Origin of the sequence: Herbaspirillum sp. BH-1 (assembly GCF_002870055.1) — a bacterium.
Classification (GTDB): Bacteria; Pseudomonadota; Gammaproteobacteria; order Burkholderiales; family Burkholderiaceae_D; genus Herbaspirillum; species Herbaspirillum frisingense.
In genome coordinates, this window is record NZ_PKOI01000008.1 from 111695 (window position 1) to 129165 (window position 17471).

Here is a 17471-nt window from a genome sequence, read left to right on the forward strand (position 1 = left end):
CCCGACCTGCAGCAGCGCTGCAAGGGAGCGGCTTTTCTTAAAAAAGGGAGAGAGAGCAATGAAGATCAGGATGAAAGCGGCCGTGGCAGCGGCCGCCTGGGTGGTCGGGTCAGGCGCCATGGCGCAGCAGACGGTACAGATGGGCGCCGTCCTCTCGCTCACCGGTGCCAATGCCACCGTGGGCGAAGACGTGCGTCGTGCCGTGGATCTGGCGGTGGACAAGGTCAATAGCCAGGGCGGGGTACTGGGCAAGAAGTTCTCCGTCATCGTCGAAGACTCCGGCGGCAACCCGACCACGGCCTTGAACGCCGCGCGCAAGCTGGTGTCGGTGGACAAGGTGCCGGTGGTGATCGGCGAATATTCCTCGGGCATCAGCATTCCGCTGGGTCAGTACCTGGTCAAGGAAGGCGTGGTCCACATCAACATCGCCAGTACCAGCGTGAAGATCCGCGACATCGGTGCCACCTCCTTCAACCTGATCGGGCTGGAAAACTTCGGCAACCGCTTCTCCGCGGCCGACACCTGGGCGCTGGGCTACCGCAAGGTGGCCGTGATCGCCCCCAACAATGCCTATGGCCAGGGCGTGGCGCACGGCTTCAAGCAGGAGTTCGAAAAACTCGGTGGCCAGGTCATCACCGAAGTCCTCTACACCGCCGGCCAGTCCACCTATCGCCGCGAACTGCAGCAGATCGCCAGGAGCGCACCGGACGCCTACGTCTATACCGCCTATGGCCAGGAGTCGGCCATCCTCAACCGCGAAGCCTTCGAACTGGGCCTGCGCAAGACACCCTGGTACGGCATCCTGCTGTCCATGTGCCTGTCCGACACGCCGGCCGAGATCGCCAACGGCCAGCTGGGCATGGAAGTGGGTTCGGTCGACGGTCCGGCCGGACGTGCCTATGCCGAAGCCTTCAGTGCCCGATACAAGGAAGGCATGAAGACCTCCTATACCGGTTACGCCTATGACGCCGTGCTGATGACGGCCGCCGCCATCAACAAGGCGAAGTCGGTCGATCCGGCCGAGGTCGCCACGGCCTTGAAGGAGATCGGCAAGAACTACGCCGGCGTTACCGGCACGATCAACTTCGATCAGGACCGCCAGCGCCAGGACCCGCCCTACGCCAAGCTCAAGTACCAGGGCAAGGTGGTTCCCCGCTGAGTCAGAGGCGGCACGTGCGCCTGCGCTGAACGTGCCGTTCGCATTTCCTGCACGGGCCGCCGCCGGGGGAGGGGGCGGTCCCGGCATTTCCCGGAGTATCCGATGTTTCAATTCCTGATTGACACACTGGTCCGCACCTCGGACCTGGCGCTGATCGCGCTGGGCCTGTCACTGGTGTATGGACTGGTGAAGTTTCCCAATATCGCGCACGTGCAGTACGCCATGCTGGGCGCCTATTTCAGCTATTTCCTGCATGCCGCCGGTGTGCCGATGGTGGCCGCGATCCTGCTGTCCTGTTGCGCCGTGGGCTTGCTCACCTTGCTGTTGCACTTGCTGGTGTTCCGCCGCCTGCTGGCGTCCGGCCCGGCCATCACCATGATCGGCTCGCTGGCCCTGGCCATGCTGATGGTGGCGTTTTCGCTGGGCGTGTTCGGTTCCTTCCCGCTGATGTTCAAGTTGCCACTGACGCCGGCGCTGCAGGTGGGCGATATCCGCATCGGCCATACCCAGCTCTATGCCTTGGCCACCACCGTGATCCTGCTGGCGTTGCTGGCGGCCCTGCTGTTCTTCACCCGTACCGGCCGCGCCATGCGGGCACTGTCTTCCAACCCCGCCCTGGCGGCGGCCTCGGGCCTGAATGCCGAGCACATCACGCGCCTGGTCAATTTCTGCAGCGGTGCGCTGGCGGCCTTGGGGGGCAGCATGCTGGCCATCACCAGCGGTGCCCACGTCAACCTTGGGCATGACATGCTCTTGCCGGTCTTTGCCGCTGCCATCCTGGGCGGGCTGGGCAATCCGCTAGGCGCCGTGGCGGGGGCGTTCCTGATCGCATTGACCGAGACCGTGGTGACCAACCTGAACTTCGGCTGGCTCTTCGGCAAGCCTGTCGCCTTCCTGCCGGTGGCCTACATCAGCGCGGCCTCTTTCCTGATCCTGCTGCTGGCGCTGCTGCTCAAGCCCTACGGCCTCTTCGACCGCGAGGTGCGTCGTGTCTGATTTCCTGATCTTTTCACTGACCATCGCCGGCATCTACGCCATCATGGCACTGGGCCTGAACCTGCAGGCCGGTTATGCGGGTCTGCTCAACTTCGGCCATATCGCCTTTGCCGGCATCGGCGCCTATGCCACCGGCATCGTCACCGCAGCCGGTTATCCGGCCGTGGCCGGGGCTGCGCTGGGCGTACTGGTGGCCATCGTGCTGGGCTGGTGCATTGCCCGCCTGGGGCGTCAACTGGGTGCCGACTATTGGGGCATTGCCACGCTGGCCATCGCCGAAATCCTGCGTACTGTCGCCACCAATGAAGACTGGCTCACCGGCGGTGCCCAGGGCATCAGCGCCATCCGCTTCCTGTTCGGTGACCTGCCCAAGCCCTGGGGGGCGCTGAGCTTCCTGGCCCTGGTGCTGCTGTTGCTGGCGGTCCTGGCCGCTGCCTGTCAACGCCTGGGCGATGGCCGCTTCGGCCGCGCCCTGCGCCTCATGCGGGAAGAACCCAAGCTGGCCGCCTGCATGGGCTACGACCTGCGCGCGCTGAAGTCACGCGCCATCATGGCCGGCGCCGCCACCACCGCCCTGGCCGGCTCCCTCTACGCCCACTACATGAGCTTCGTCGGTCCCGACTACATGCTGGCCTCCGAGACGTTCATGCTGTGGACCATGCTCATGATCGGTGGCATGGGCAATACCGTGGGTGTCATCACGGGCGTGGTACTGGTGCAGGCGGCCTATGGCCTGGTGCCTTTTGCCAAGGACAGCTTGCAGTTCGGTTCCGACATCGCCGGTGCACTGCGCATCGGACTCATCGGCCTGATCCTGCTGGCCTCGCTGCTCTGGCGTAGCCAGGGCCTGATTCCCGAAAAGCTGAGGAAGATCCCATGACCCACGTTAGTTCCCCAGCGCTGCTGGAAGTCAGTTCCCTGGCCAAGGCCTTCGGCGGCAACCGCGTCCTGCAGGACGTGCACCTTGCCATCGGTCGCGGCGAGATCGTCGGCCTGCTGGGTCCCAATGGATCCGGCAAGAGCACCCTGCTCAATACCATCACCGGCTTCGAAGCCATTGATGCCGGTTCGGTGCGCTATGCCGGGCAGGAGATCGGTCGGCTGGCTGCACACCGCATCGTCGGGCAGGGCGTGGCGCGCACCTTTCAGTTGCCGTCCATGCCGCAGAAGATGTCGGTGATCGAAGTCGCCATGGCCGCCGCTTCCGCCCACCACGGATTCTGGGAAACCCTGTTGCGTGGCCGGGCCGCCCGACGGGCCGAGCAGGCCGCGCGCGACAAGGCCACCCGGCTGCTGGACGAATTCCTGCTGACCCATGTACGCGATCTGCCGGCCTCGGCCCTGTCGGGCGGCCAAAAGAAGTTGCTGGGCATCGTCTGCGCCCTGATGGGCGATCCGCAGTTGTTGATGCTGGACGAGCCCACGGCCGGCGTGCATCCCAATCTGCGCAACGATATCGTGCAGGCGCTGCTGCGCCTGAATCGACAGGGCATGACCCTGGTCATCGTCGAGCATGACATGCACTTCATCCGCGAAGTCTGCAGTCGCTGCATCGTGCTCGATCGTGGCCACATCGTGGCCAGCTGCGCCCCGCAGGAGCTCTCCTCCAACGAAAGGGTGCTGCAGGCCTATCTGGGCGGCGGCACATCGCAACAGGATCAAGCTACGGAGGTCACGCCATGATCATGATCGACAAACTGGTCGCCGGCTACAGCGCCGAGGTCGATATCCTCAAGGGCATGTCGCTGCATGCGCAACACGCCGAAATCATCACCCTGCTCGGTCCCAACGGCTGCGGCAAGTCGACGCTGCTCAAGACCATTGCCGGCTTCCTCAGGCCGCGCCAGGGCAGCATCACCCTGCAAGGTGAAGACATCTCGGCGCAGCCGGTCCATCACAAGATCCGCCATGGCGGCATCGGTTTCGTACCGCAGACAGAGAACGTCTTCGCCGCGCTGTCGGTGCGCGAGAACCTGCAGGTGGGCGGCCATTACCTGAGCAGCCTGCAAGCGCGTCAGCGCATGGAGCAACTGTGCGAGGACTACCCGGTACTGCGTCGCAAGTTCAATGCCCCGGCCGCTTCCCTGTCCGGCGGCGAACGTCAGATCCTGGCGCTGGCGCGGGCGCTGATGCCGCGTCCCCGCCTGCTGTTGCTCGATGAACCCTCGGCCGGGCTGTCGCCCAAGGTGCTGCTGGAAGTCTTCGACGCCATCTGCACCGTCCGCGACAAGGAACAGGTGACCATACTGATGGTGGAACAGAACGCCATGGAGGCCCTGCGCATCTCCGACCGCGCCTATGTGCTGTCCATGGGCACGGTCGCCTTGAGCGGCAAGGCCGGGGAGCTCATGCACGATCCCCAGGTCCGGGAGCTTTATCTGGGTGGTCGCGCCGCCTGATTTCAGTAGTGTGCCTTGCGGGTCGTAGCGAGCGCTGCGGCCCGCTTTTTTTGACATCCGGAAATACGGGCAAGGGGGGGCAGGATGGGGCGTCATTTGACGATCAGGGCGGGCTTGGCCGGTGGCATGGGCTTTCTCTCGGCCATGTTGCTGTTGTTGGGGCTGCTGGGGCTGTGGAGCCTGGCCGGCAGCAATGCCGAACTACGCGCCATGTATGCGCAACGGTTGTTGCCCGTGCAGCAGCTCGGTCAGGTCATGGCGGCGCTGGACCGCAGTCGTTCGGGCATCGCCGCTGCCATTCTCGATCCCGCTGCCATTCAGGGCGAGCTGGACGCCTTGCAGCGCGCCCGCAAGGAGGGTGATCAGGCGTGGCAAGCCTATCTGGAGACCATCGAGGACGAAGAGGAACGCGCCCTCGCCGCCCGCTTCAGCGAGCATTACCGCGCGCTCTGGCAGCAGGGTGTCTCACCTGCCATCGAGGCCGTCAGCAGCTTCAATATCCCCGGTGCCACCGAACTCTACAGTCAGACCCTGGCTCCGCTGTATGCGCGGGCCAGTGTACCGATGGCGCAATTGATCGCCCTGCAGCGCGAACACGGCGCCGCCATCTATGCCCACTCGCAGCAACGCTATCGTCTGGTCTTCATCGCCAGTGGCGTGGCCATGGCGGCTGGCCTGCTGTTCGCCCTGGTGATGGGCGTGCTGCTGTTGCGCGCCATCTCGCGGCCACTGCAGCAAGCCATTGACATCGCTACCCGCGTGGCCCAGGGCGATCTGGGCCATCTCGGCGCACACGTCCATGGCATCGGCCGCAACGAAACCGGCCGCCTGATGCAGGCCCTGGCCAGCATGCATGGCAGTCTGGTGGAGATCGTGGCCAAGGTCCGCCATAGCACGGTCGCCATCACCAGTGCCTCCGATGAGATCGGTAACGGCAACCTCGACCTGTCCCGTCGCACCGAGCGCCAGGCTGCCTCGCTGGAACAGACCGCCGCGTCCATGACCAAGCTGACTGCCACCGTGCGGCACAACGCCGAAGCGGCCCGCCAGGCCGACGACATGGCACGCCAGGCGGCCGAGGTGGCGACCGACGGCCGGCGCGCGGTCAGCGAGGTGGTGCAGACCATGCAAGCCATCGATGCCGCCTCACGGCAGATCGTGGAGATCATCGCGATGATCGATGCCATCGCTTTCCAGACCAATATCCTGGCCCTGAATGCGGCCGTGGAAGCAGCCCGCGCCGGCGAACAGGGGCGTGGCTTTGCCGTGGTGGCGGCCGAGGTCCGGGTGCTGGCGCAACGCTCGGGTGCGGCCGCCCAGGAGATCAAGACCCTGATCGGCGATACGGTCCTGAAGGTCGATGCCGGCAGCCACCTGGCCCAGGTCGCTGGCGCCACCATGCAGCGCATCGCCGGTCGCATCGAAGAGGTCAGTCACCTGGTGGCGGCCATGGCCCGCAGCAACGAGTCGCAGCGCCAGGACATCGAGCATATCCATGACGCCGTCACCCAGATCGACCAGGGTACGCAGCAGAACGCGGCCCTGGTGGAACAGGCAAACGCTGCAGCGGCAGCCTTGCAGGAGCAGGCCCGGGACCTGTCGGCGGCGGTGGGCGTGTTCCGGCTGGCGTAGCTTCAGACCGTCCTGGCCTCCAGCGGCACCCGCTGCAGGAACCTCTCAAACGAGGCCAGGAAAGCCTGTTCCGGCGCCGACAGCTTGCGCTGCCCATGCCAGGTCAGGAAGACATCGATCTCGGCCACCGGCCCGTCCAGGGGCAGGACCTTCAACTGGCCCTCGGCCACATCCTGGCCGATCAGGTGCTCGGGCAGGAAACTCAGGCCCACGCCGGCCACCACCATGCGGCGGATTTCCTCCACATGCGACGAGGCGCCGGCGATGTGGCCGGTGAAGCCCTGCTGGTCGCGGAAGACGGTCAGCGGGGAGAGCGTGTCGCCCAACTGGTCGCTGGCGAAGCAGACGAAATTCTGCACCAGCAGTTCGACCATGCTGACGCTGCGCTGGGCGAACAGGGGATGATGGCGTCCACACACCAGCACATAGCGATGCCGCAGGAAGAGGCGCCGCTCCAGCTTTTCCACCGGCTTGCGGCACAGGCACAGGCCCAGGCCGCTGCTGCCCTTGGCCAGGGTGTCGAGAATGGCGGCACTCTGCATGACGTCGATACGAAACTCCACACGCGGATAGCGGCGATGGAAGCGCGCCAGGAAATCGTCATACGCCGCGCTCTGCACCCGGCTCATCAGCAACAGCCGCAGACTGCCCGCCACGTCCTCGCCGGCATGCCCGACGGCGCCATCGATGCGCGCCACCATGCCATACATCTCCCGCGCCACGGCATAGATTTCCTCGCCCAGCGGCGTCAGGCGGAATTCGCCATGGCGGCGATGCAGCAGCACGCCGCCCAGGGTCTCTTCCAGCCGCCGCAGGGCCTGGCTGACCGCAGGCTGGCTCAGGCACAGAGTCTCGGCGGCGCGCCCCACGCCCCGCTCCTGGACCACGAACATGAAGGTGCGCAAGAGGTTCCAGTCCATGCGTTCCGAGGACAGCGGCGGCAGGAGAGGGCGAGGGCTGACGGGGTCGTGGCGCATGGGTGGCTCTGGCGTTGGGGGCTGGGGGCGCGGCAATGACGATTCAGGGATGCTCCAGTCCGGCGAAGAATCGCGCGGCATTGTCCTGCAATCCGGCAATATGGTAACCGCCTTCCTGCACCACCAGCGTGGGCAGTCCCAGCGCCCCCACTGCACGCCCCAGCCGTTCGAAGCCGGCCGCGCTCACGCCGACCACGGCCTGCGGGTCCTTCTCGAAGATGTCGAAGCCCAGGCTCAGCACCAGCACCTCCGGCTGATACAGGGTGATGGCGCGGCAGGCCTGCTGCAGCCGGTCGAAGAAGACCGCCTCCGGCGAGCCATGGGGCATGGGCAGGTTGAGGTTGTAACCCAGGCCTTCGCCCTGGCCGCGCTCTTCCTCGAAGCCGGCCACCACCGGATAGAAATTCACCGGATCACCGTGGATGGAGACATACATCACGTCACGCCGGGCATAGAAGATTTCCTGGATGCCCTGGCCGTGGTGCATGTCGGTATCCAGCACCAGCACCCGCCGATGACGTTCGCTCAGCATCTGCGCGGCGATGGCGGCATTGTTGAGATAGCAGAAGCCACCGGCCGCATCGCGCCGCGCATGGTGGCCCGGTGGGCGGCACAGCGCATAGGCGCGCCGCTCCCCGGCCAGCAGCGCCTGCGCGCCGGCGATGGCGCATTGCGCCGACCAGTAGGCCGCATGCCAGGTCTGTGGCCCCACCGGGCAGCTGCCATCGGCCAGGTAACGCGCCGCCTTGGCCAGTACGCCGCGCAGGGGATTGGGCTCGCGCACGAAGATGTTGGAGACCACTTCATCGCCCCAGTCGTCGGGCAAGGCCATCCATTGCGCATGGGCCTCCTGCAGGAATTGCAGATAATCCAGCGCATGCACCGCACCGATGGCGGCCGCCCCGGCATCCGGGGGTGCCTGTACTGCAAAGCCCAGGCGGGTGGCCAGCGCGGCCAGTTCGTCCAGCCGTTGCGGTACCTCCTGCGGCACGCGCATCTTGCCGCGCGAGTAATAGCTCTGGGGGTGATGCAGTTTCTGGTCGGGGTGGTAGAAGGTCTTCATCAGCCCTCCTGCGCCTGCAGACCGCGTTCCGGGGCGGCATGGTGCGCACGGCCCAGGCGTTGCACGCACAGCAGCGACAGCAGCGAGATACCGGAGAACAGCAGGGCCAGCGGCCACCACTGGCCCTGGAATTTTTCCGCGAGGACGGTGCCCAGCAAGGGTGTCAGCCCGCCGAAGATGGCGCCCGAGACCTGATAGGCCATGGAAATGCCGGTATAGCGGATGCGGGTCGGGAAGGCTTCGCTGACGAAGCCGGCGATGACCGCATAGTAGGCGCCGATGAAGAGCACCGCGATCGCCACGCCCATTGTCACGCTGGCCAGCGAACCCTGGTCCACCAGCGAGAACATGGCATAGGGCGAGACCACCGACAGCGCCGACATCGCCACCAGGAAACGATGATTGCCGACACCGCGTGCCAGCTGCGCCGCCAGCGGCGTGATGAAGAACTGCATCACCGACACCACCAGCAAGCCATTCAACACCAGCGCCCGCTGCAGGTGCAGGTATTGCGTGGTGTACACCAGCATGAAGGTATTGGTGAAGTAGAAGCCGGCGATGCCCAGCACATTGGCACCGATGGCCAGCGCCAGCAGGCCGGGCGCGCCCCGCAGTACCTCGGTCAGCGGTGCGCGCTCGGCCCGGGTGGCCGGTGTCTTGGCGCGGCGCTGCTGTTCGGCCAGGAAGTCGGGCGACTCCTGCACCGACAGCCGGATCGCGAATCCCACCGCCAGCAACAGGGCGCTCACCTGGAAGGGAACGCGCCAGCCCCAGTCGAGGAAGACCGCATTGTCCTGGCTGCTGACCAGCTTGAACATGAGCGTGGCCAGGATCAGCCCGGCGGGGCTGCCCAGTTGCGCGAAGGAAGCCAGGAAGGTACGCCGGCTGCGATCCGGCGAATGTTCGGCCGCCATCAGCACGGCCCCGCCCCATTCGCCGCCGACTGCGATGCCCTGGATCAGGCGCAGCAGTACCAGTGCCACCGGCGCCCAGATGCCGATGCTGGCATAGGTCGGCAGCAGCCCGATCAGGATCGTCACCGAGCCCATCATCAGCAGTGTGATCACCAGCGATTTCTTGCGACCGACGCGGTCACCGATGTAGCCGAATATTGCCCCGCCCAGCGGTCGCGCCAGGAAGCCCACGGCGAAGGTGCCAAAGGAAGCCAGCGTGCCGTAGAAGCCATTGGTGGTCGGGAAGAACAGCTTGCCGAACACCAGGGCCGAGGCCATGGCGTAGATGTAGAAGTCATACCATTCGATCATGGTGCCGACGAAGGCGGCCAGTGAGGCGCGAACCGGCTGGTGCCGGGGTGGGGCGGTATGCATGGTCCAGTCTCCCGTGGTGGGTGTTGAGGTAAGGGGAACTGGAGTTATACGATTGCCGCGCTCATAAGAAAAATTAGCTTTTTGAATCTTTCACATTCAGTTTTCTTATGCGACAAATGCGTGCAACGGCCTGCGCTGTGCTTGTGCGCCTGCGCCATCATGGACAACGCCGCACGGCTGTTTGCACAGCGGTGCGGCGTTTTCAAGAGCCGATGCGAGGTCTGGTCAGGAGCGTTAACTTCCAGCGGCGATGGCTGGCGTCAGATGCCCCCCATGCACAGATACTTCACCACCAGATAATCATCGATCCCATAGTGCGACCCTTCGCGGCCCAGGCCGGATTGCTTGACGCCGCCGAAGGGGGCGACCTCATTGGAAATGAGCCCGGTATTGATGCCCACCATGCCCGATTCCAGGCCTTCGGCCACGCGCCAGATGCGGCCGATGTCGCGTGAATAGAAATAGCTGGCCAGGCCGAACTCGGTGTCGTTGGCCAGGGCCACGGCTTCGTCGTCGGTCTTGAAGCGGAACAGCGGGGCCATGGGGCCGAAGGTCTCTTCGCGGGCGACCTGCATGGCCGGGGTGACGTCGGCCAGCACGGTGGGTTCGAAGAAGCCATGGCCCAGCGCGTGGCGCTTGCCGCCCAGCAGCACGCGGGCGCCCTTGGCGACGGCGTCGGCGACGTGCTGTTCGACCTTCTTGACGGCCTGTTCGTTGATCAGCGGGCCCTGGTTCACGCCATTCTCCATGCCGTCGCCGACCTTGAGCTTCTTCACCGCTTCCACCAGCTTGGCGGCGAAGGCATCGTACACGCCGTCTTGCACGTAGATGCGGTTGGCGCATACGCAGGTCTGGCCGGCATTGCGGTACTTGGAGGCGATGGCGCCTTCGACGGCGGCATCCAGGTCGGCATCGTCGAAGACGATGAAGGGCGCATTGCCGCCCAGTTCCAGCGAGAGCTTCTTGATGCTCGATGCGCTCTGCTGCATCAGCAGCTTGCCCACGCCGGTGGAGCCGGTGAAGCTGATCTTGCGCACGATGGGGTTGGAGGTCATTTCACCACCGATCTCCTTGGCCGCGCCGGTAACGACACTGAACACGCCCGCCGGCACACCGGCGCGCTCGGCCAGGACCGCCAGCGCCAGGGCCGAGAAGGGGGTGGCTTCGGCCGGCTTCAAGACCATCGGGCAGCCGGCGGCCAGCGCCGGGCCGGCCTTGCGGGTGATCATTGCCGCCGGGAAGTTCCACGGGGTGATCGCCGCGCATACGCCGATGGCTTCCTTGACCACGACGATGCGGCTGTTCGGGGAGGGCGAGGGGATGGTGTCGCCGTAGGTGCGCTTGCCTTCTTCGGCGAACCATTCGATGAAGGAGGCGGCGTAGCCGATTTCGCCGCGTGCCTCGGCCAGCGGCTTGCCTTGCTCGGCGGTCATGATCAGGGCCAGGTCGTCGGCGTTGGCCATCATCAGCTCATACCAGCGGCGCAGGATGACGCTGCGTTCCTTGGCGGTCTTCTTCTTCCAGGCCGGCCAGGCAGCGTTGGCGGCGTCGATGGCGCGGCGCGTCTCGGTTGCGCCCATCATCGGCACATGGCCCAGCAGGCTGCCGTTGGCCGGGTTGTGGACTTCATGGGTGGCGCCGCTGTCGGCGTCGCACCAGGCGCCGTTGACATAGGCTTGCTGGCGCAGCAGGGAAGGGTCTTTGAGTTGTTGCAGCATGTCGGGTCTCCGTTGGGTTTCCATGTGGGTATCCGGATGGGCGCAGCGTCAGAAGCGGGCTGCGGCCTTGTTACGCCCGCGCAGCCATTCCAGGGCCAGCAGCAGGCAGGTCGAAAACAGGATCAGGATCGTCGCCAGCGCGGCGATGGTCGGGCTGATGTTGTCCTTGATGCCGGCAAACATCTGGCGCGGCAGCGTGGCCTGCTCGGGGCCGGCTACGAACAGGGTAAGAACGACTTCATCGAAGGAAGTTGCAAAGGCGAACAGGGCGCCCGAGATCAGGCCCGGTGCGATCACCGGCAGGGTGATGCGGAAGAAGGTGCGCAAGGGGCTGGCGCCCAGGCTCAGGCTGGCGCGCACCAGGTTGTGGTTGAAGCCCTGCAGGGTCGCCAGCACGGTGGTCACCACGAAGGGCGCGCCCAGTGCGGCATGCGCCAGGATCAGGCCGAGATAGCTGTCGGCCAGGCCGATGCGGGCAAAGAAGAGGTACACCCCCACGCCCACCACCACCACCGGCACGATCATGGGGGAGATCAGCACCGCCATCAGGATGCCCTTGCCGCGGAAGTCGGCTTTGTTCAGCCCGACCGCAGCCAGCGTACCCAGCACGGTGGCGATGACGGTGGCGGCCGGGGCGACGATGAAGCTGTTCCTGGCGGCGCGGATCCAGTCGTCCGAGGTGAACAGGTTCTCATACCAGCGTAGCGAGAACCCCTTGATGGGATACATCAGGAAGCTGCTGTCGGAAAACGACAGCGGGATCATCACCAGGATGGGCAGCACCAGGAACAGCAACACCAGCAGGTTGAAGCTGCGCGAGGCAAAGTACCAGACCCGTTCGACGAGCGAGGTATAGGGCGGGAAGAGAGGCGGTTTGTTCATGGCGGATTTCCTGGATTCATCGATGGCAGCGCGGCAGTCGGTCGGTGCAAGCTCATCCGATGCCGACGTCGACCTTGGCGAAGCGGCGGTAGACGCTGTACAGCACCAGGGTTGCGGCCAGCAGCAGGGAGCCCAGTGCGCAGGCCATGCCCCAGTTGATGGTGGTATTGATGAAGTAGGCGATGAAGTAGCTCACCATCTGTTCGTTGGGGCCGCCCAGCAGGGCCGGGGTGATGTAGTAGCCACCGGCCATGATGAATACCAGCAGCACGCCGGCGCCCACGCCCGGATAGGTCTGCGGCACATAGACGCGCCAGAATGCGGCGAACGGGTGACTACCCAGCGACACGGCCGCCTTCAGATAGGTCGGCGGCACCGACTTCATGACGCTGTAGAGCGGCAGGATCATGAAGGGCAGGAGGATGTGGGTCATCGAGATATACACGCCGACCCGGTTGAACACCAGTTCCAGCGGCGACTGCGTCAGGCCGGCCAGCATCAGGGCCTTGTTGACCAGGCCTTCCGATTGCAGCAGCACGATCCAGGCCGCCACGCGCACCAGGATGGAAGTCCAGAAGGGGATCAGCACCAGGATCATCAGCAGGTTGGCACGGCGCTCCGACATGGTGGACAGCCAGTAGGCCAGCGGATAGGCCAGCAGCAGCGTGATCAGGGTGACCACCGCGCTCATCCACAGGGTACGGCCGAAGATGGTGCGGTAGATGGCCGATTCGGGCGCGGCCGCTTCGATGTCGCCGAAGACGTTCTGGCGCAGGTCCAGCGAGGCCAGCAGGTAATAGGGTGAATAGACCGAGCCGTTCTGGGCGATCACGCGCCAGATGTCGGGCTGGCCCCAGAGCGGATTGAGGGCGATGATGGCCTCGCGCGCGGCGGCCGGCGCCAGTGGCTTGCCGTCGGCGCCGCGCAGCGGCATGGCGCGGGTGGTACCCATCACCAGCGAGCGCGAGCCGGCGATTTCGATATTGAGACGGCGCGCCAGGTTGCCGGCGGTGGTCTCTTCCTTGGCGCGGGCCAGGTCTTCGGCCAGGGCGGCGTAAGCCTGGTCGGGCAGGGCGGCCTTGCGGTCCCAGCGCGACAGTACGGCCACCGTCTGCGGCAGGGTAGCGGCGACTTCGGGATTTTCCACGGCGCGCTGCAGCAGCGCCACGATGGGGGCCACGAAGGTCAGCAGCAGGAAGATCGCCAGGGGGGCGATCAGTGCCAGCGCACCCAGTCGCTTGCGGGTCTGGGCGGCGTGCAGTTCGCGCTTGAGTTGCTGCGGGTCGGGTTCGGCCAGGGGCATGGCGGCGGCGGTGCGGGTGGCGATGGTGGTCATGTCTCGGTAGTCCGGTGGCAGCAGTTTCAACACAACGGTTCCTGGAAATCAGCGCGCCGTTGCGGGACGCATGCAACTGCTGCTGCAATACCCGCTCCCGTTCGGACTGAGTAGGCCCTGCGAGGGCCGTATCGAAGGCGCACAGAGGCGGGCGCCTTCGATACGCGGCTACGCCGCTACTCAGGACGAACGGGAGTGGGAGCGCGCAGCTGCATGGGGCCTCTTACTTCGCGATCCAGGCGGCGAAGCGTTGCTCCAGCTCTTCGCCGTGGTCGGTCCAGAACTGCAGGCTCAGTTGCACGGCGTCCTTGGCATTGGCCGGCGAGGTCGGCAGGTTGCCCAGGGTCTTGGCATCAAGCAGCTTCAGGGCGCCCTTGTTGACGGGGCCGTAGGCGATGTTGTTGGCATAGACCTTCTGGTTCTCGGGCTGGCTGGCGAAGCTGATGAACTTCTCGGCCAGGGCCTTGTTCGGCGAACCCTTGGGGATCACCCAGTAATCCAGGGTGTAGACGCTGCCGGTCCAGACCACCTTGAGGTTCTTGCCTTCGCGCTGGGCAGCATCGATGCGGCCGTTGTAGGCGTTGGCCATGACTACGTCACCCGAGGCCAGGAACTGTGCCGGCAGGGCGCCCGCATCCCACCACTGGATGTTGGGTTTCAACTGGTCCAGTTTCTTGAAGGCGCGGTCCACGCCTTCCTTGGTGGCCAGCACCTTGTAGACGTCCTTGGTCGGCACGCCGTCGGCCATCAGGGCGAACTCCAGGTTGTACTGGGCGCTCTTCTTCATGCCGCGCTTGCCGGGGTATTTCTTGGTGTCCCAGAAATCGGCCCAGCCGGTCGGTGCGCTCTTGAGCTTGTCGGCGTTGTAGGCCAGCACGGTGGACCAGACGAAGGCGCCCATGCCGCATTCGCTGACGGTGGCTTCGGGGATGTAGTCGTCCTTCTTGATGGTCTTGGCCAGGTCCAGTTTTTCGATCAGGCCATCGTCACAGGCGCGGTTCAGGTCGCCGCCATCGATTTCCACCACGTCCCAGCTGACCTTCTTGGTTTCGACCATGGCCTTGACCTTGGCCAGTTCGCCGTTGAATTCGGCGGTCACGACCTTGGTGCCGGTGCTCTTCTGGAAGGGTTCGACGTAGGCGACCTTCTGCGCGTTGCCATTGGCGCCGCCGAAGTTGACCAGGGTCAGTTCAGCGGCAGAGGCCGCGCCGGAAAGCAGCAGGCCCAGGGCGAGCGGGGACAGCAGGGCGGGTGTCAGGCGTTTCATTGTTGTTCCTCGTTGGTTATCGTGCTTGTTGACTGTGTGACGTTGTTGCGCTGGATCGGACTTCATGGGCAATCTGCGTTGCCTGGAAAACTAACAAATGGAACTGCAACATCAAGGTACGGCGAAACAAAAAACTAAGTAAACGGGAGGGAGTCAGGGCGCTCAGAGGAAGCAGCGCAGGCGATCCTGCGCGATATGCAGCACCACGCTGCTGCCCTCGGTCAAGCCGGCCAGCGCCGGGTCGGACAGGGAGAGCTTGACGAAGCAATCTTCCTGCCCCGTGACGGTGCACCGTACGCGCACATGATCGCCGAAATAGATCAGGCCGCCGATGGTGGCGCGCAGGCTGTTGGGTTCGCTGCTGCCGCCTGCGGCCAGGCGGATGCGTTCGGGGCGCACGCAGGCGGTGACGGCCTGGCCGGCGTGCGCGCGGTGGACATTGAGACCGGTCAGCACGGTGCCATCGGCCAGGCGCACGGTACAGTGCTCGCCCTGTACCGATTCCACGCTGCCCTGGAAACGGTTGTTGTCGCCGATGAAGTTGGCCACGAACTGGTTGTCGGGATATTCGTAGAGTTCGGTCACCGGGGCCAGTTGCTGGATCACGCCCTGGTCGAAGACGGCCACGCGGTCGGACATGGTGAGGGCTTCGCTCTGGTCGTGGGTGACATAGACGAAGGTCACGCCCAGGCGCTTGTGCAGGGCCTTCAGTTCCAGCTGCATGTGTTCGCGCAGTTGCTTGTCGAGCGCGCCCAGCGGTTCGTCCATCAATACCAGTTGCGGATCGAAGACCAGCGTGCGCGCCAGCGCCACGCGCTGCTGCTGGCCGCCCGAGAGCTGGGTCGGATAGCGGTCGCCGAATTTCCCCATCTGCACCATGTCCAGCGCCTGCTTGACCTTGGCTTCGCGGGTGGCGCGATCCATCTTGCGCACCGACAGCGGATAGGCCACGTTCTGGGCGATGGTCATGTGCGGGAACAGCGCATAGTTCTGGAACACCATGCCGATGTTGCGCTTGTGGGGTGGCACGCGGTTGAGCAACTGGCCATCGAGACGGATCTCGCCGCCGGTGGGAAACTCGAACCCCGCCAACATCATCAGGCAGGTGGTCTTGCCCGAACCCGAGGGGCCGAGCAGGGTCAGGAATTCGCCACGGCGAATCTCCAGGTCCAGGCTCTTGACGATCAGGTTCTCGCCGTCATAGGTCTTCTTCACGCCACAGAACTGCACCAGCACGTCGCTGTTGCTGTCGGCCGTCGCTTGTTGCTGCGGTGCCTGCTTCATTGCATAAGCTGCCATCATCGATCCTCTCTCTACGCGGGGCCGGATTCGTCGCCCGGCCCGTCTACCCTGTTACTGATCTGCTACTGATCCTGCAGCTGCCCTGCAATGCAAATCTCAGGCCAGCTTGATGGCTGCGGCCAGGATGCCCAGCGCTTCGTCCATGACGGCATCGGGAATCGTCAGCGGGAACAGGAAGCGGATCACGTTGCCGTAGCTGCCGCAGGTCAGCAGCAGCAGGCCGTGATCCAGGGCGTGTTGTTGCACCTTCTTCGTGTAGTCCGCATCCGGCTTGCCGGTGGCCGGGTCGGCGAACTCCACGGCGACCATGGCACCCACGCCGCGCACTTCGGCAATCTGCGGCACGGCCGAACGCAGCTCCTTGAGATGCTCCTGCAGTTTGTCGCCCAGGCGCGCGCCACGGGCTACCAGCTTCTCTTCCTGCATCACGTCCAGCACTGCCAGCGCCGAGGCCACCGCCAGGGGATTGCCGGCATAGGTGCCGCCCAGGCCACCGGGGGCGGGCGCATCCATGATCTCGGCACGACCGTTGACGGCCGACAGCGGCATGCCACCGGCCAGGCTCTTGGCCATGGTCATCAAATCGGGCAGCACATCGTAATGTTCCATCGCAAACAGTTTGCCGGTACGGCCATAGCCGGACTGCACTTCGTCGGCGATCAGCAGGATGCCGTGCTCGTCGCAGATGGCGCGCAGGCCGCGCATGAAGTTGGCCGGGGCGGCGTAGAAGCCGCCTTCGCCCTGCACCGGCTCCAGGATGATGGCGGCCACGCGGCGCGCTTCGATGTCGCTCTTGAAGAGGCCCTTGACGGCTTCCAGCGCATCGTCGGTGCTGATGCCGTGCAGCGCGCTGGGGTAGGGAGCGTGGTAGACGTCGCCCGGGAAGGGACCGAAGCCCAGCTTGTAGGGAGCGACCTTGCCGGTCAGCGCCATGCCCATCATGGTCCGGCCGTGGAAGCCGCCGGCAAAGGCGATCACGCCAGGGCGGCCGGTATGGGCGCGGGCGATCTTGATGGCGTTTTCCACCGCCTCGGCGCCGGTGGAGAAGAAGGCGGTCTTCTTGGGGTAGTCCCCCGGGGTCACGGCGTTGATGCGCTCGGCCAGTTCCACGTAGCTGGCATAGGGCACGATCTGGTAGGCGGTGTGGGTGAACTTCTCCATCTGGGCGCGCATGGCGTCGAGCAGCTTCGGATGACGGTGGCCGGTGTTGAGCACGGCGATGCCGGCGGCGAAGTCGATGAAGCGGCGGCCCTCGACATCCCACAACTCGGCGTTCACGGCACGCTCGGCGTAGAAGTCGCACATCACGCCCACGCCGCGCGGGGTGGCGGCGTTCTTTCGTTCTTGCAGTTCCTGGTTGGTCACCTGGGTGGTCATTGCTTGCTCCGTTCTTGCTGCGTTGAGTGGCGCCG

At 65.1% G+C, this 17471-nt stretch carries 15 protein-coding genes; 6 read left to right on the forward strand and 9 right to left on the reverse strand.

Going from position 1 to position 17471, the window contains the following annotated elements:
- Positions 1-58 precede the first annotated feature (58 nt).
- From HBH1_RS12970 to HBH1_RS12995, 6 genes are all read left to right on the forward strand, one after another.
- A complete protein-coding gene (locus HBH1_RS12970) occupies positions 59-1159 on the forward strand; it encodes an ABC transporter substrate-binding protein (RefSeq protein WP_102663084.1) in 1101 nt (366 codons plus the stop codon).
- 102 nt (positions 1160-1261) lie between these two features.
- On the forward strand, positions 1262-2155 hold the full coding sequence (locus HBH1_RS12975; RefSeq protein ID WP_102663085.1) for a branched-chain amino acid ABC transporter permease: 894 nt from the start codon (positions 1262-1264) through the stop codon (positions 2153-2155).
- Positions 2148-3035: a branched-chain amino acid ABC transporter permease gene (locus tag HBH1_RS12980; protein ID WP_102663086.1), complete on the forward strand. Its 888-nt coding sequence runs from the start codon at positions 2148-2150 to the stop codon at positions 3033-3035. Before HBH1_RS12975 ends, HBH1_RS12980 begins: the two co-directional genes overlap by 8 nt.
- Positions 3032-3838, forward strand: a complete 807-nt coding sequence (locus HBH1_RS12985) for an ABC transporter ATP-binding protein (RefSeq protein WP_102663087.1) — start codon at positions 3032-3034, stop codon at positions 3836-3838. Before HBH1_RS12980 ends, HBH1_RS12985 begins: the two co-directional genes overlap by 4 nt.
- Complete coding sequence (locus HBH1_RS12990; RefSeq protein ID WP_102663088.1) at positions 3835-4554, forward strand: ABC transporter ATP-binding protein; 720 nt, start codon at positions 3835-3837, stop codon at positions 4552-4554. Before HBH1_RS12985 ends, HBH1_RS12990 begins: the two co-directional genes overlap by 4 nt.
- Before the next feature lie 96 nt (positions 4555-4650).
- Positions 4651-6186, forward strand: coding sequence for a methyl-accepting chemotaxis protein (locus tag HBH1_RS12995; protein WP_233207600.1), 1536 nt, complete (start codon positions 4651-4653; stop codon positions 6184-6186).
- A gap of 2 nt (positions 6187-6188) precedes the next feature.
- Here the strand turns inward: HBH1_RS12995 and HBH1_RS13000 are convergent, their stop codons facing one another.
- The 9 genes from HBH1_RS13000 to HBH1_RS13040 form a co-directional block, all read right to left on the reverse strand.
- Positions 6189-7163 (reverse strand): LysR family transcriptional regulator, encoded by a 975-nt coding sequence (locus tag HBH1_RS13000; protein ID WP_233207601.1) that lies wholly within the window; start codon positions 7161-7163, stop codon positions 6189-6191.
- Positions 7164-7206: 43 nt separating this feature from the next.
- The gene (locus HBH1_RS13005) at positions 7207-8226 is read right to left on the reverse strand and encodes a histone deacetylase family protein (RefSeq protein WP_077236616.1); all 1020 of its coding nucleotides are present in this window, start codon (positions 8224-8226) and stop codon (positions 7207-7209) included.
- Positions 8226-9554, reverse strand: a complete 1329-nt coding sequence (locus HBH1_RS13010; RefSeq protein ID WP_102663091.1) for an MFS transporter — start codon at positions 9552-9554, stop codon at positions 8226-8228. Before HBH1_RS13010 ends, HBH1_RS13005 begins: the two co-directional genes overlap by 1 nt.
- Positions 9555-9814: 260 nt before the next feature.
- The gene (gene gabD / locus HBH1_RS13015; RefSeq protein WP_199181582.1) at positions 9815-11272 is read right to left on the reverse strand and encodes an NADP-dependent succinate-semialdehyde dehydrogenase; all 1458 of its coding nucleotides are present in this window, start codon (positions 11270-11272) and stop codon (positions 9815-9817) included.
- A gap of 48 nt (positions 11273-11320) precedes the next feature.
- Positions 11321-12154: an ABC transporter permease gene (locus tag HBH1_RS13020; protein ID WP_102663092.1), complete on the reverse strand. Its 834-nt coding sequence runs from the start codon at positions 12152-12154 to the stop codon at positions 11321-11323.
- A gap of 52 nt (positions 12155-12206) precedes the next feature.
- The gene (locus HBH1_RS13025; RefSeq protein ID WP_102663093.1) at positions 12207-13490 is read right to left on the reverse strand and encodes an ABC transporter permease; all 1284 of its coding nucleotides are present in this window, start codon (positions 13488-13490) and stop codon (positions 12207-12209) included.
- Between the two features lie 223 nt (positions 13491-13713).
- The gene (locus tag HBH1_RS13030) at positions 13714-14757 is read right to left on the reverse strand and encodes an ABC transporter substrate-binding protein (RefSeq protein ID WP_006465266.1); all 1044 of its coding nucleotides are present in this window, start codon (positions 14755-14757) and stop codon (positions 13714-13716) included.
- A gap of 162 nt (positions 14758-14919) precedes the next feature.
- Complete coding sequence (locus tag HBH1_RS13035; protein WP_102663094.1) at positions 14920-16059, reverse strand: ABC transporter ATP-binding protein; 1140 nt, start codon at positions 16057-16059, stop codon at positions 14920-14922.
- 96 nt (positions 16060-16155) lie between these two features.
- Positions 16156-17436, reverse strand: a complete 1281-nt coding sequence (locus HBH1_RS13040; protein WP_102663095.1) for a 4-aminobutyrate--2-oxoglutarate transaminase — start codon at positions 17434-17436, stop codon at positions 16156-16158.
- Positions 17437-17471 lie beyond the last annotated feature (35 nt).